The sequence below is a fragment of the Bacillus sp. COPE52 genome, assembly GCF_003355115.1.
Taxonomy (GTDB): Bacteria; Bacillota; Bacilli; order Bacillales; family Bacillaceae_G; genus Bacillus_A; species Bacillus_A toyonensis.
The window spans coordinates 5,648,508-5,663,647 of sequence record NZ_CP031292.1; the positions used below are offsets into that span (position 1 = coordinate 5,648,508).

Annotated in this window: 13 protein-coding genes; 4 read left to right on the forward strand and 9 right to left on the reverse strand. The window is 32.6% G+C overall.

The window, feature by feature from the left end; all coding sequences use genetic code 11:
• Positions 1 to 937: 937 nt before the first annotated feature.
• Positions 938 to 1,429 carry a CDP-diacylglycerol--serine O-phosphatidyltransferase gene (pssA, locus tag DPQ31_RS28565; RefSeq protein ID WP_208731406.1) on the forward strand — a complete coding sequence of 164 codons (492 nt, stop codon included), beginning with the start codon at positions 938 to 940 and terminating at the stop codon, positions 1,427 to 1,429.
• Between the two features lie 505 nt (positions 1,430 to 1,934).
• Here pssA and DPQ31_RS28570 read toward each other — a convergent pair.
• Positions 1,935 to 3,371 (reverse strand): MBL fold metallo-hydrolase, encoded by a 1,437-nt coding sequence (locus DPQ31_RS28570; protein WP_208731407.1) that lies wholly within the window; start codon positions 3,369 to 3,371, stop codon positions 1,935 to 1,937.
• 66 nt (positions 3,372 to 3,437) lie between these two features.
• Entirely contained in the window at positions 3,438 to 4,637 is a 1,200-nt protein-coding gene (locus DPQ31_RS28575) for an NAD(P)/FAD-dependent oxidoreductase (RefSeq protein WP_016130641.1), read from the reverse strand.
• A gap of 1,267 nt (positions 4,638 to 5,904) precedes the next feature.
• On the opposite strand from DPQ31_RS28575, the gene DPQ31_RS28580 reads away from it, so the two are divergent.
• From DPQ31_RS28580 to DPQ31_RS28590, 3 genes are all read left to right on the forward strand, one after another.
• Complete coding sequence (locus DPQ31_RS28580; protein WP_016130642.1) at positions 5,905 to 6,138, forward strand: hypothetical protein; 234 nt, start codon at positions 5,905 to 5,907, stop codon at positions 6,136 to 6,138.
• Between the two features lie 225 nt (positions 6,139 to 6,363).
• Positions 6,364 to 6,609 (forward strand): CGEA protein, encoded by a 246-nt coding sequence (locus tag DPQ31_RS28585; RefSeq protein ID WP_097957441.1) that lies wholly within the window; start codon positions 6,364 to 6,366, stop codon positions 6,607 to 6,609.
• A 31-nt stretch (positions 6,610 to 6,640) separates the two neighbouring features.
• Positions 6,641 to 7,618 (forward strand): CgeB family protein, encoded by a 978-nt coding sequence (locus DPQ31_RS28590; protein WP_097957440.1) that lies wholly within the window; start codon positions 6,641 to 6,643, stop codon positions 7,616 to 7,618.
• 464 nt (positions 7,619 to 8,082) lie between these two features.
• On the opposite strand, the gene pseI is transcribed toward DPQ31_RS28590, so the two are convergent.
• Genes pseI through DPQ31_RS28625 form a run of 7 tightly spaced genes read right to left on the reverse strand, consistent with a single transcriptional unit; the run spans position 8,083 to position 15,012 of the window.
• On the reverse strand, positions 8,083 to 9,132 hold the full coding sequence (pseI, locus tag DPQ31_RS28595; protein ID WP_097957438.1) for a pseudaminic acid synthase: 1,050 nt from the start codon (positions 9,130 to 9,132) through the stop codon (positions 8,083 to 8,085).
• The gene (gene pseH, locus DPQ31_RS28600) at positions 9,125 to 9,685 is read right to left on the reverse strand and encodes a UDP-4-amino-4,6-dideoxy-N-acetyl-beta-L-altrosamine N-acetyltransferase (protein ID WP_000900606.1); all 561 of its coding nucleotides are present in this window, start codon (positions 9,683 to 9,685) and stop codon (positions 9,125 to 9,127) included. Before pseH ends, pseI begins: the two co-directional genes overlap by 8 nt.
• Before the next feature lies 1 nt (position 9,686).
• Complete coding sequence (gene pseG / locus DPQ31_RS28605) at positions 9,687 to 10,787, reverse strand: UDP-2,4-diacetamido-2,4,6-trideoxy-beta-L-altropyranose hydrolase (RefSeq protein ID WP_016130647.1); 1,101 nt, start codon at positions 10,785 to 10,787, stop codon at positions 9,687 to 9,689.
• Between the two features lie 39 nt (positions 10,788 to 10,826).
• Positions 10,827 to 11,822: a cytidylyltransferase domain-containing protein gene (locus tag DPQ31_RS28610; protein WP_097957435.1), complete on the reverse strand. Its 996-nt coding sequence runs from the start codon at positions 11,820 to 11,822 to the stop codon at positions 10,827 to 10,829.
• Positions 11,823 to 13,028 (reverse strand): UDP-4-amino-4,6-dideoxy-N-acetyl-beta-L-altrosamine transaminase, encoded by a 1,206-nt coding sequence (gene pseC, locus DPQ31_RS28615; RefSeq protein ID WP_208731408.1) that lies wholly within the window; start codon positions 13,026 to 13,028, stop codon positions 11,823 to 11,825. It abuts the gene before it with no gap.
• The gene (locus DPQ31_RS28620; protein ID WP_208731409.1) at positions 13,028 to 13,990 is read right to left on the reverse strand and encodes a dTDP-glucose 4,6-dehydratase; all 963 of its coding nucleotides are present in this window, start codon (positions 13,988 to 13,990) and stop codon (positions 13,028 to 13,030) included. Before DPQ31_RS28620 ends, pseC begins: the two co-directional genes overlap by 1 nt.
• A complete protein-coding gene (locus tag DPQ31_RS28625; RefSeq protein WP_208731410.1) occupies positions 13,987 to 15,012 on the reverse strand; it encodes an SDR family NAD(P)-dependent oxidoreductase in 1,026 nt (341 codons plus the stop codon). Before DPQ31_RS28625 ends, DPQ31_RS28620 begins: the two co-directional genes overlap by 4 nt.
• Positions 15,013 to 15,140: the final 128 nt, after the last annotated feature.

The following is a 15,140-nucleotide window of genomic DNA, read 5'->3' on the forward strand; positions in this document are numbered from 1 at the left end:
TTTTTTCGATGCCTTACCAAAGGGGCAGATAAATATAGGCATATCGGTTCTGGTGCAATAATGATAAGACTTATGTAATAAGTGGAAATAAATAAACTAATTACGGCGTAACAACAGCTCTATTTAAAAGACATGGATTCATAGTCATTTCAGAAGAAGATTTTGAAAACAGAAAAGGGTTTGAACTTTAAGGCCAAACCCTTTTTATTTTTATTATTTCGCAGCTAGTTTTTCTTTCACTTTTGCAGTAAGCTCGTCCTGCTCACTTCTTCTCAATTAGATTTAATATTAATTACGGTACATGCAATTACCAATAATAAAAAACCCCTCAAATAGGATCACATTACATTTTCTCGTTCTGTGAGATTAGTCTAATGATAAAATACATTTTGTTTTTATCTGCACATTAGGTGCGTGAAATTTCATTATCTCATTATTGAATAAGAGAAACTTGAATAGCCAGTATTCCCCCAATCTACTCTGCATGGTTCCATTATCCATTAATCCTTTAATAATTTACGTGTCTTATCTATTTGATTAAGTCTGTTTTTTCAAGCGACATATCAGAGATATTTTATATCTATTTCGTATGTGTGTTAGCAAGTTCGTTTGCAAACTTGTTAGCACTTTTTTTATATTTCTTCTATATGTCTCCTTTTTAGAAAATTTTTTAATTACCTTTAAGTTTTTGCACCAGAACTGGAAAATCCGTGACTACTCGAAACATCAACTATCAGGTACTAATATTCAATAACGCGTACTGAAATTGATTAAACATTTTTATAAACCAGCGGAACGTTTAAGAAATCGATTTTTTTCTTATCGAAATTTAATTAGCTTACAGTAATACAGTGGTCATATATTTTTAAGAATAACGGAAGAATATATAGAAATCGCTACAGAAATGTGAAGTTTAATTAATTTAGGAGGAACAAACTTGTTTAATCAGCTTGTAAAAGTTATACCGAATTTATTTACGATTGGAAATTTATTGTGCGGTGTTTTCTCAATCACCCTGAATATGAGTGCATATTTAGGAGCAGCCTCCATTTTCATTTTCTTTTCAGCTGTTTTAGATTTTCTTGATGGAAGAATTGCAAGAAAATTAAAAGTGAACAGTGAGTTTGGCGTAGAATTGGATTCCTTAGCTGATATTGTTAGTTTCGGCGTCGCTCCTGCGCTTTTATTTCATACGATAGCAACACCTTCTATTTTAACTTCTTTGGCATTTATCCTTTTCCCAACAATGGGTGCTTTAAGATTAGCAAAATTTAGTGTTAAACCAACTATTGGATATTTTAAGGGATTACCTATTCCAGCTGCAGGATTATCATTGGCTGGTATGGGATTGTTTTCATATAGCAATGCATGGATTGCTTTAATCCTCGCTCTCTTAATGGTAAGTCCCATTAGGTTTAAAAAATTTTAATTAAGGTCACGCCCAACGCCATTAAGAAGCATTTCAAATGTATTTAACGCGTCAATACACTTTTAACAGGAGCTCCCTTTATCAAGAGAGCTCCTGTTCTTATTTCTTCTTCTTTTCTGTCGGTTGGCTTTGTTTAGCAAAATTAGATGAATCATCAAAATTCGGTTGCTTTTTACCAGCATTATTACTTCTACCTTTTCCCATATGTAATGCACCTCCCCTCACCACTTACTATTCCCAATAAAAAAATTCTCTTGCTCCCAAGAGAATTTTTGATTGGGTTCTTATTGATAATACCTAAGTACTTCCAACACTGCCATTCCATAAAAGATGAATCCAATGTTAAATTCATTAATGCTAAAACAAATATTACATTTTCATATTTACTGGATAATCAATTAATAATCCTAATGTATTTCCAGAAGCTGCAACAATTATGATTTCCTTGTCTAACACGTCATCTATAACTTCTTTTAATTATTCTTACCTATCATATAATATTTCTCTACACATTGAGATTGCATGTTGTATAAGGAAGCCCTTCTTTTTTCCATGCAAGAAATCCTCCCTTTAAATTCACTACTTCCTTTATACCAGCTCTTTGTAAAATACTAGCTGCTATAGCGGAACGTAATCCGGTTCGACATTGCAAAACTATTGGACAATCTTTTGGTATGCAATCTAGCTGCTTAAATAGATTTCCTAAAGGGATATGTATTGCATCATGAAGATGTCCTTCCTCCCACTCTTTTTTACTACGCACGTCGATTACCTTAACGCTTCCATCTTTTATATGCGGATATAATTCAATTGGTGTTTTTTCTTTGTAACTTTCAAATCTATCAAGTCTTTGTATAACTTGTAAGGGTGCAAAAGCAATAATATTATCTAGCCCAATAGATTCAAAGTCTCTAATAACCTCTTCCACTCTAACCTTTTCCTCATCTAGAATGATTAAAGTTTCTGTTTTATAATCTAGTAACCATCCACACCAGGTTGTGAAGGAATTGTTATACGGTATGTTAATTGATTTCTCCATGTGACCAGAAGCAAAACTCTCTACATCCCTTAAATCAACTATTTGGTGAACGCTTCTCAAAATTTCTTGAAGTTCTTCTACTGTATTAATGGCAATTCTCTTTCTCTTCTTACGAATTGGGGGACCATACTTATTTAAATTCTTCATTAATGAAAAATACTTTGGAGGCTCTGGCTGTCCCGTCAATAAAGTCGATATAAAATCACTTTCTTCATTACACTGAAATGCCCAATTGAACATCTTTTCATAACCTAATGTAGAAGTTGGAATTGCTCCTAATGCTTTTCCACATGCGCTTCCCGCACCATGTGATGGCCATATTTGCAAATAATCAGGAAGTATTTTTATTTTTTGTATAGAATCAAATAATTGTTTCGCTCCTATTGTTGCAGTATCTTTAATACCGACTGCAGTTTCTAATAAATCCGGCCTTCCTATATCCCCTACAAATATAAAATCACCTGTGAATATTCCTATCGGTTTATCATTCGTATAATTATTTTGACTTGTATCAGTTACTAAAAAAGAAATACTTTCAGGCGTATGCCCTGGGGTGTGAATTACATTAAATTTTATATGACCTACTTTAAACTCTGTGCCCTCTCTAACCAATTTGTATCGACCTTCGTTAAGATATTGATATTTCCAATCACAATCTCCTTCATCAGATACATATAAATTTGCATGATAAAGATTAGAAAGTTCTCTAGACCCGGAAAGAAAATCAGCATGAATATGAGTCTCAGCCGCAGCAATTACTTCCATCCCCTCTTTTTTAGCAAACTCTATATATTGTTCTATATAGCGACCTGGATCAATTACAATTGCTACGTCTTCCTTCTGACAACCGACTAAATAGGAAGCGTGTGCTAATTTTTCATCAAAAAAATATTTTAAAAGCATAGCTATTCCCTCCAAATACTTATTTCAAATTGATTTTCAATTTTTGTAACCACTTTTTATCTTCTCCTATAGAATCCCTTTCAACATTAAATTCCAATACATATATGGCAACATATATCTTTTAAGTAAAAACATACTATACCGTTCTTTCGCTTGATTAAATGGAAACGTTTCTTGGGGCTCATGTTCATAGTTAAATTCAGCGAGTATAAGACTTTTATATCCTGTAACAATCGGACATGATGTATATCCATCATATTTAGCCTGTAAATCTCTTCCGCTAAGTACGTCCATAATATTTTGTTTTAAGACAGGTATTTGTTTTCGAATTGCTGCTCCAGTTTTAGAGGTAGGTAAATTGGTACAATCTCCAAGTCCGAAAATATTTTTATATTGCACATGCTGCAAAGTATAAGGGCTTATATCTACCCACCCCTGATGATCACTTATCTCACTCTCTTTAATAAAATTTGGTGGCCCCATTGGTGGAACAACATGTATCATACTATATGGTACTGTTTCTCTTTTTAGTGTTTGCGTATCTTCAAAAATTGCCTCTCTCTTTTCGCCGATAATTTCTACTAAATTTTTATTATAATTCGTTATAATTTGCTTTCTTTCTAGTACTTGTTCTAAAGTATTTGCATAACGTGGAACCTGAAATATGTTAGCGTTCGCAGTATAAAACATTACTTCACTGTTGTTTCTTACACCGCTATTAGAAAAATACTCTTCTGCTAAATACATAATCTTTTGTGGAGCACCACCGCATTTAATAGGAGTATTGGGGTGGGTAAAAACCGCATTTCCTCCTTTAAATTTTTCAATTTCTCTCCAAGTTGAATCAACATATTTATAAGAGTAATTGCTACAAACCCCATTATTCCCAATAGACTCTTTTAAGCCTTTAATACCTTCCCAATTAATTTGTATACCGGCTGCTACAATAAGAATTTCATACTCAAGCAGCAGTCCATCATTTAAAAGTATCTTATTTTCAGTCGGAAATAACTTAACAACACTTTTAGGAATCCACGTTGCTCCTTTTGGAATAAGCGATTCTTGATCACGCATCGTACTTTCCTTTGAAACAATGCCTCCCCCCACTAAACTCCATAGTGGCTGAAAGTAATGTTTTTTTGACGAATCAATAATCGCTATACTTTCTTTCAATAGGGGGACATTTCGTAATAAATGTGCAGTAGAAGATAGTCCTGCAGTTCCAGCACCAATCACAATAATTTTATAACTATCTCTGGTCTTCATTATCCTCCTCCTATCTGAAATTAATTTTTAAATTAACTCATTGTTAGCCTTATTTCATTGTAGTAACAATATTATAAGTTATAAACACTATTATTTTTTCTGATTTAAATGAATATTTTGTTAATATTACCCATTGAGATTACTATATGCGTAAATCTCTTATCTTACTTCTTTAATTTGTTTCAAACACTACAATCTTTACATTTTTCAATGTTATCCGTATACTATGTCACTTTATTAATATTAAATTTCTAAAGATAATGAAATGCAAGTGCCTATGGTATGGTTTGTCCATCCTCCTTTTCAGGGGAAGTACAAAAACAAACTTATTCCAATAGCACTAATTTTTCGAAAGGAAAAGCCCACTACGTTGCGATAGCACCCAATTTAGGGGTGGGATAAGCGTGAGGTCAAATGCGATGTACAGATAAAATATTAGAAATAGTATAATTTTCATAATAGACAAGTAAAAGTCTCTAAAACAAACTTGTTCTCTGAAAACAGAATACATATGAGGTTGGAGTAACAAATTCTTCTACTCCGTAAAATGTATTGAGTCGTCAAGCACAAGACGCTAAAACACATTTGAGAACTCACAATCTGACTCGTTTGGCAATAAAACGAGTGCCGTGTCTGCTATATGCACTGGATACGGAGTCGTGATGGCATACTGCAATCTTGCACGTCAACGATACTAGAAATAGACTTCGCCTTTGGTAGCAAGAATCCCACTGAAGTTAGTCAGCTTGTGGCTTTGGCGGTGGGAGTGTCAAATATATGTGCTTTATTCTTTCATTTTGTTTACACACTTAAACGAAACGAGCATATGATATTATATACTAATCCAAAAACCATATTGTCTACTTTCTAAGAGCACTGATCTGTGTTCTTTTTTTTGTTTTCAAATTACTCTAAATTTCCATCGATACTACTAAAAACTTAAGCCTTGTATCTCATCCTACTCAAATACCATTCAGAATAGCTCCATGTACTTGTTATCTCCTACCTCATAATTCCGATCCATATCAATTGAATCTTGCAATAGCTGATCACTAGATCATACAATATCTCTGTCATATATCTCCTTACCATTTTTTATCTTTTAAACTTTTGTATCTTAGTATTTTATAATTATCATATTGATCATGAAGGGATAAAACCGGAAAGTGACTTCTATTAGTCCAAGCACTTCATATTTCAACCACATACACTATAAAATGTTTGGAGTTTAATACATTATTATAACTTAAAGTTAGGAGGGTTTAATATGGCAGCATGTAAAGGTTTAGCTTGTGTTATATTCTCTATATGGCCAGTGGGAACAATTGTTACAGTTACTACTAGATCAGGCCAAATTATTGGTCCTGCTACTTTTTCTCAATTTATTCCGAATACTTGTGCGGTGATTTTAGTTGAAGAAGATGTGATTACCCCCTCTTCTACCAATACTATATTCATAAGTTGTGAGGATATAGAAAGTGTGACTTTAACCACTCCTTAAAATGATTCATATGGTTCTAGCTTAATCCATATTTAAGCCAATCTAATGAATGTCTTTTTTCATGAAAGATCTAATCTGTATGCCCTAAAGTGCTCCCTTCTAATGTATCTATTATTTCAATACATTGCTTTAATTTAAATTTTTTCTCTTCTAAAGGTTACTTGTCTACACATCGTTCTACAAACTTTCATATGATATAGTATATTGTTTAAAGGAGGGATAAATTTGTTCTTATGCAATTTATTTGGTTGTTCAGGTGGAGTATGTAGTATTTTTAAAGATTTACAACCAGGCGAAGTCGTTACTGTGACTGGTAAATCTGGAAATATTATTGGACCTGCTATTTTTACAAATTTTAATCCTAATACTTGTATCGTCACATTAGAAGAGGAAAATTCAATTACTCCTCCTACCACAAGTATTACTAAGATTAGTTGTAAAGAAATAGAAAGTGTTACATTTTTCTCATAATATATTTTAAACCTAAAGCAGGGATTGAAATATGAAACTCTTATACATTACTTCTGGTTACTCAAAAATCTATCAATATTTAGATCAAAGCATACAGGGAACACTTATCGATCAAAATTTCGAATGGTTAGCAGTAGAGCCGAGTGAATTAATACAGCAATTGGATTTCATTACAACAACGTTTCATCCCGATATTGTTTTCACCTTATTAGGTAATCATCTACCACAAAAAGCAATCCAATATTTTAAAAAAAGGAAAATTAAATTAGCTGTCTGGTTAACTGAGGATCCATTTTATATAGATACCTCTCTTCTTCTATTAAATAACTTCGATTTTATATTTACTATTGACAGTGAAGCACTTAAATATTACACAGCTTTAGGATATACCAATGTATATCACTTACCTTTAGCAACTAATATAGATGTATTTAAACCTAATCTAAAAATCCCAAAATATAAAAGTGAAATATTGTTTATTGGATATCCTTATCCACTCCGGGTAAAATTGATACATTTTCTTTTGGAAAAAACCCCTTATCACTATACTATTATTGGTCAACACTGGAGAAATAAGTTATTAAAAAAATGGAAGAATCACCGAAGAATTAAGATTATAGAAGAATGGGTTCCACCTCAAGAAGTTGCACTCTATTATAATAACGCTAGTCTTATTTTAAATCCTCATCGTAGTCATCTATTTCCACAAAATAAAAATAATAATAAAGTAAAAAATAATACCATTAATAACCGTACCTTTGATATTGCCGCTTGCCAAGGCTTTCAAATTATTGAAGAAAAATCTGACCTTTCATCTTTCTTCAATAAAGATGAAATTATATCTTATAACAGCTTTGAAGACTGTTTAAATAAAATATCTCTTCATCTATATGATACGATTTCAAAAAGATTAATGGTCGAAAAAATTCACACAAAAGTGATTACACAGCACACTTTTCATGAGAGAATCCACTTTATAACAACTATTTTACAATCACAGCTTCAGTAATCTACTAAATTAATAATATCTTTTCTTCTATAATCATTCTGAATAAATTAAAATGCTTTTTCAATTTTATGAAGGGGCATTTTAATTTATCTTTCCCCCAATAATAAAGATAGGCGAAAGCCAGAACTCATTTAACCGTCCCTGTAGTTCTTCTCTTTTCTGTATTAAGCAGCTAGCTTTTACTAGCTGCTCTTTTTTATCCACATATCATAAGACTTCGAATACATAATGTTTGAAAGTGCTCTGTTTTATCAAAATGCGATTCGCTACGATTGCCTTTTTTATTTTTCAACATCCAAAATATGGAATAAATATTCCGGTAATGATAATATAAAGGTACCTCCAATTGTTAACTGTCATGCCCTTTTTAAAGGCCCTGTCTAAAAACAGGGCCTTTAAAATTTATTCTCTACTAAAGTATTTTTGTTATAAGTCTCTCTATAAACGATTTAATTTCCTCAGTATCAAATTAAATCCCACGAAATAGGTGTTCCTTTTTTGATATCCTTACTTGCTTTCTTTCCAATAATTTTGGATAAGTGTTTTGGCAATAAACCATTCCCTGGTCTAATAGCTTTAATATTTTCATTTGTAAAGACTTCCCCCGCCTTTATGTTTTCTACTACATATAATGACCTTCTAAATTTTAAAGAATCTTTTTCTATATCAGTAGGGCCATAATATATATTCCCCAAAGATTCCCATGCTTTTTCAGTTTCGCTTACTAATAATTTAAATTCAGCTGGTTCCATTGAAAATTTAGCGTCAACTCCTCCATCCAATCTCGAGAGCGTTAAATGTTTCTCAATTACTGTGGCACCCAAGGCGACACTCGCTACAGATACACCTACTCCCAGTGTATGATCAGATAAACCTACTTCACATTTAAATAACTCCTTCATATGAGGTATGGTAGCTATGTTTGTAGATTTTGGAGATGCAGGATACGTACTTGTACATTTTAATAGAATTAATTCTTTACACCCCTCTTCTCTCGCAGCTCTTACTGTTTCATCTAGTTCAGCAATCGAAGCCATACCTGTCGAAATGATTATTGGTTTTCCTGTTGCGGCTACTTTACGTATGAGGGGGATATCAGTATTTTCAAAAGATGCAATTTTATAACATGAAACATTTAATGACTCTAGAAATTCTACAGCTGTTTCATCAAACGGCGTACTAAATGGTATCATTCCTAACTCTATACAGCGATCAAAAATTGGTTTATGCCACTCCCATGGTGTATAAGCTTCTTTATATAAATTATAAAGTGATTTACCTTTCCATAAGCTTTTTGTATCGTGAATTAAAAAATCACCATTATTTATATTTAATGTCATTGTATCTGGTGTATATGTTTGAATTTTAAAACCTTGTGCTCCAGCCTCCGCAGCTGCCTCTACAATTTGCAACGCCCTATCTAATGATTGATTATGATTCCCTGACATTTCTGCAATAATAAATGGTGGCAAGCTATTACCAATCTCTCTACCTCCGATATATACATTACTCAATTTTTTCACCTTCAAGTTCTTTTTTTATAGCTTCTTTCTTTTCCGTCCATTGTTCATGAGACAGGGTCATTATAATGACATCAATATAATCATTATTCCTATAAATATAGTTTTCATATCTTCCATCTTCTTGGAACCCAAGTTTCTGATGAAAGTTTAAACTAATACGGTTTGATTCTATTATTTCTGCGCACACTTTGTGTATGTCTTTCGTTTCAAAAATATAGTCTAATGCTAATAAACCTAATACAGTTCCAGCACGTTTTGCGCTTTGTTTTTCACCTATATAAAATCCCCAATAACACGTCTGATTCATTTCATCTATTTTTGTAAAATTAACAAATCCAATTGGTTTTTCTTTATATGTTAATAATCTTGCAACCTTTGTATCATCTATTATTAGTTTTTCATACCATTTTACATGCTCGTCTATTGTAATTTGATGGTCGTCATACATAACTGAACGTATTTCTTTTGTATTCCGCCACTTTAAAATAAGTTCTAAATCTTTCTTTTCTAAACTTTCCAATTGAAAATCCCCAATACCTAACATACTATCCTCCTAAAATAATTTTTTCTATTTCCTTTGAATTACTGGCACACTGTATAGAAAGAGCTTTATTAGACATTTCTTTCACTATTTTAGAATCTGATAAAAATTTGTTTAGACATTTCGTAATTGTTTTATCCGATACACTTTCAGCTGTACCAATATTCCATGTAGCTCCAGCCTTCGCTACAGCCTTGGTTACTTCAATTTGATTATCGGCAGTTGTAATTGTTATAGAAGGTAATCCAAGAAAACAGCGTTCCCATGTGGTTGTACCCCCAGCTCCTATCCCTAAATCGGCTCGTACGAGAAACTCTTCCATGTTCTCTATTTGACAATAAAATGAAGCGTTAGAAACACTCTTGCAATAAGTTTGAATCTCCTCTTTATGCGGATTTTGGCTTCCTACGACAACGTCTATTTTTAAGTTATCTTTATTTATATTTTGTAAGGCTCTTAACGTTTTTAATGTCTCATTTGTTACATCATGTCCTCCAAAAAAAATAAAAATCCTTTCAATTTCTCCTGTTCTTTTTCGTGAAAATTTATTAGCGGCATGAAATTCTGGCCGTAATATAGCATATTTAGGTCCCAGTTTTACTAATGAATGCTCTGGTATTAAATCTTTATAGCGACCATTAAGGTTATCGTATAAATTTTGGTCTAGTAACAAATCACAGTCGTGCATTCGATTGGCAAGATCATCGATTACCATGATTTTTCTTACATTTTTTCTTAAAGCAGACTCCCACTTATTATCTAATCCATAATGATCAACAATTAACCAATCAAAGTTGGGAAGTTGTGACAAGATATCATTGGTCTGTTTTGCATCAACAAACCAATGATATTTTAGCCAATTTAAATAACTCCCGTTTTTTGCACTTAAGAAATTCGTATTTTCACCATCTCCATCTAATACAAACACATGAAATCCTTTATTTAAAATATATTGATACAAATCACCTTGCAGCTTACGACAAATGAAATATACTTGAGCACCTTTATTTCGCAACTCTTGAGCCAGTGTTAAACAACGCATAATATGACCGGTACCTATTTCAATAGATGCGTCGGCGCGAAAGACAATTTTTTTCTCAAGCAAGATACTCCCTCCTCACTAAAAGCACTATAATTTATTAACTTATAATTTCGTTTCTCTATTCAGCTCATCTACTAATGATTGTTGATTTGCCCATTTCAATTTCACATGATTATTCATTTCAATAAGTTCAGGATTTCGAAGGATGTAATCTTTTATTTGATGAAAAAATAAAGGTTTAGATTTTACATTCAGACCTTTATAAAGTTCATTGAACATATCTAAATCCGGTTGTTCATCTAAAGTTAACCTCCAAGTAGGGTAACAAAAGGGTGGAGGAAGTTTCACTATATTGATACGAAATAAATGTGGATTATTAATAAAATAAAACGGAAGGTATTCTGCATAGGTTAAAGGTTTTGGGGTTTGTAGTAGTCGTTCAATTGCCTCTAATGTAAAAATATCGCCTGCTGTTCCGACAGGTAACGTACTTAACTCTGCCTGTGTATAATCTGCACCACTTTTCAAATGTTCATCTAGTAAAAAAGTATTAATTTCTGGTGACACAGCTGGGCAATCTCCTGTAATCCGTATGACAATGTTTGCATTTTCTTGTTTTGCAGCTTGGAACATGCGATCAGCGGTATTTTCTGGATCACCTCTAAAAATCTTAACCTTTCCATCTAAATTAAATTTTTCCAAAGGGTCATCTTGTGCAATCTCTGAAGTAGCAAGTATGACCTGATGTTTTCCTGGAATAGCTAATGTATTTATAAGACATCGTTCAATGGAAGACACTCCGTGTATTGGCAATATTGCTTTTAAAGGTAACCTAGTAGATTTTAAGCGGCAAAGTACAATTATTACTACCTTAGGAGGTTCAATAACCTCTTTTGTTAATGGGGTACCTGCAGACAAATTATATACAGCTACCTGAGGTAATAATTCCTCTGCTTCAAGCTCGTTCAGCGCATTTTCTACAACATTTAATTCCATTGTTACTTTATTAGCTGTAATAATCTCTCCCTTTTTAATATCAACTTTTGTAACTGCTCTTAACAATTTCTGATTTTGCAATTTTATTAACACCCCTTTCATTTAATTTTTAGCAACACTATAAAACGAAAGAACTTTTCTCACAGCTTGTATTACATCCCACACATCAGCTTCTGTCATTTTAGGAAATAGAGGCAGCGTAATAATTTCCTCATATACGTTTTCTGCTTGCGGACAAACACCTTTTTCAAAACCTAATTTTTGATAAAACGGTTGTAAATGTACGGGTATATAGTGCACATTCACACCGATATTTTCTCTTTGTAACGCTTCGTAAACTTCTTTTCGATTACATTTTAATAATTTAGTATTTAAACGAATGATATAAAGGTGCCAGCTCGAACTGGTTTGAGGCAATTGCTTTGGTATGATGATTTCAGATAAAGAACTAAATTCTTTATTATAGATGTCTACATATTTCTTTCGAATCTTAATAAAAGAGTCTAACTTACTTAACTGTGATATACCAAGAGCAGCTTGTATATCCGTAATTCTATAGTTGTAACCTAAGAATTGCATTTCATAATACCAAGGCCCATGATTTTCAAGAAGTTTATGGGGATTCCTTTCAATTCCATGTGTACGGAATTGAACAAGTTTTTCATAAAAAAGAGGATTATTTGTGGTAATTACTCCGCCCTCTCCGGTAGTAATATGTTTTACTGGATGAAAGCTAAACATTGTCATGTCACCAATTGAACCAATCTTTTTATTTTTATATGTGGCTCCTAATGCGTGGGCTGCATCTTCAATGATAATCAAATTATTTTCTTTTGCTATTTTTTGTATTGCTTCTAACTCTACAGGCTGACCAGTAAAGTGTACGGGAATAATGGCTTTTGTTTTGTTCGTAATCATTTCCTCTATAGATTTAGGACTAATGTTATATGTTTCATTGTCAATATCGGCAAATACCGGCTGTCCTCCCTGATATAAAATACAATTTGCACTTGCTACAAATGTCATTGGAGTTGTAATTACCTCATCTCCCTCATTTATACCAGCTGCATAGCAGGCAGCATGCAATGCAGCTGTACCATTTGAAAAGGAAACAGCGTATTTTGCTCCCACATATTTCGCTATAGCTCCCTCAAACTGTTGAACCATAGGTCCTGTTGTTAAAAAATCCCCTTTTAATACGTCTACAACAGCCTGAATGTCATATTCATCAATTTGTTGCTGACCATATGGTAAATAAGTTTCTCTAACAGGCTTTCCTCCATGAATACCGAGAATTCCCCTTACCATTACTCTTTCTCCTTAGGGTAAATTTTTAAAGATTTAATCCACTCTTCTGTTTTAATAACTCCATCTTCTAAAGAAACTTTCGGTTCCCAGTTTAATATTGTTTTTGCTTTTTCATAGTTACATAATAATTTTTGGATTTCACTTTGCGGATGGATATGAGTTACATGTTGAATACTTACTTTATTTCCTGAAATCAATTCTGCTAATTTATTAATGGATATATCTTGTCCTGTTCCAGCGTTGATAATATGACCATTTGCTTTTTCAGAGTATCCTGCTGCCACAACAAAATTTGCACAATCTTCAACGTATAAAAGGTCTCTCGTTTGTTTTCCATCCCCATATATATTCAGTGGTACATTATCTAATTTATTATTTATAAAAATAGCAACAACCCCACCTTCCCCACCTGTTTTCTGGAATGGACCATACGTATTAAATGGGCGAATAACCACTACAGGTAGCTTATAAGCATAATAGTAAGATAAAACCATGTTTTCAGCAGCAATTTTTGATCCAGCATATGGAGAAGCTGGTTTAATTGGGTCTAATTCTGATATCCCTTGCATATTAGTAGCTTTATCATATACCATACAAGTACTCATAAAGACCATTTTGACATCATACTTAAGACATTGTTCTAACAAATTAAAAGTACCTATTGTATCATTTTCAAAAGTTGATCTAGCATCATCTATACTATCTTGAACATTGATACTCGCTGCTAAATGATAACAAAGGTCAAATGAATTATTTTTAAATAATTCAGCAACTAATTTTTTATCTTTGATATCCCCTTGAATGCATTGTTTTAAATTTAAATCGTGTGCAAATTCGGTAATATTTGCAGTAGTTGAATTTGCTAAGTTGTCTAATATCCATACTTCATGCTTATCCTGCAATAATCTCTTTACAACCCACCTACCAATAAAACCTGCACCACCAGTTACTAATATTTTCATAGTTTCTCCCCTCCTGTTAATAGTTGCTGGTTTAATATTAAATTTCTAAGCTCTTCTTTTGAAATCGCATTTTGATTATCAGAACGGTAAAACCCTACTTTCGCCCTTTTTGCATTTTCATATTGTGTACCCTTTTTTAATGGACTAGGAATGATAAACATATCTGGTAATTCAAAAGCCTGTAAAGACTCATCATGTGTCATAAGTTCTTCATACATTTTTTCACCAGGTTTTAATCCAATTTCTTCAATTTTTATATTCTCCTTAGGCAACCCATATAACTTTGTAACTTCTTCTATCATCACTTCACTTAAATCTTTTAATGAAATAACCGGCATTTTTAATATAAAAGTTTCACCACCCTTTGCTATTCTCATTGCTTCAATTGTTAACATAGTTGCTTGATTCAGTGTCATCATAAATCTACTCATACTAATATCCGTTACAGTTATTTTTTGGTTTTCTTTAATTTGATTTTCAAATAGAGGAATGACAGAGCCTCTTGACCCCATCACATTTCCGAAACGAACACTTGCAAATATCGTTTCACTTGAACCTTTTGAATATTCCGCTGATGTAATCAATCTTTCAGCAGTCAACTTTGTTGCACCGTAATTATTTGTTGGTGAAATCGCTTTATCAGAGCTTGTAAAAACTACCTTTTTTACTTTCTGAGCAATTGCCGCTTTTATTACATTTTGTGTTCCAAAAATATTGGTCAAAACTGCTTCAAACGGATTATATTCACAAAAAGAAACATGCTTCATCGCGGCCACATGAAATACATAATCAATATTTTCCATCGCACTAAATACTCGATCATAATTGCGAATATCCCCAATTAAATAACGAATATTTTGACTTTTATCCCTAAATTCTTCTTGTAATAAAAATTGATTATATTCACTTCTACTAAAAACCCTTACCACTTTTGGCTTTTCCTGTAGAACATTAGAAAGAATGCTTTTTCCAATTGTTCCTGTTCCACCAATAATTAATACGTTTTTATCTTTAAAAAACATGAAAATATATACCTCCTCATATTAAAAAATTTCTTTTTGCTAAGAAGAATCTCTCTTCAATGTGTGTGTAGTTCCACAGGCAAGTCATTTGTTGAGAGAAAAATAGGTTGCTGGATACCAAATCGTAC

Coding starts and splice junctions, on each gene's coding strand:
- pseH (WP_000900606.1), bottom strand. CDS start 9,685: ATGTTAGGTATTGGGGATTTTCAATTGGAAAGTTTAGAAAAGAAAGAT.
- DPQ31_RS28625 (WP_208731410.1), bottom strand. CDS start 15,012: ATGTTTTTTAAAGATAAAAACGTATTAATTATTGGTGGAACAGGAACA.
- DPQ31_RS28620 (WP_208731409.1), bottom strand. CDS start 13,990: ATGAAAATATTAGTAACTGGTGGTGCAGGTTTTATTGGTAGGTGGGTT.
- DPQ31_RS28570 (WP_208731407.1), bottom strand. CDS start 3,371: ATGCTTTTAAAATATTTTTTTGATGAAAAATTAGCACACGCTTCCTAT.
- pseC (WP_208731408.1), bottom strand. CDS start 13,028: ATGGTAAGGGGAATTCTCGGTATTCATGGAGGAAAGCCTGTTAGAGAA.
- DPQ31_RS28580 (WP_016130642.1), top strand. CDS start 5,905: ATGGCAGCATGTAAAGGTTTAGCTTGTGTTATATTCTCTATATGGCCA.
- DPQ31_RS28590 (WP_097957440.1), top strand. CDS start 6,641: ATGAAACTCTTATACATTACTTCTGGTTACTCAAAAATCTATCAATAT.
- DPQ31_RS28575 (WP_016130641.1), bottom strand. CDS start 4,637: ATGAAGACCAGAGATAGTTATAAAATTATTGTGATTGGTGCTGGAACT.
- DPQ31_RS28610 (WP_097957435.1), bottom strand. CDS start 11,822: ATGAAAGGGGTGTTAATAAAATTGCAAAATCAGAAATTGTTAAGAGCA.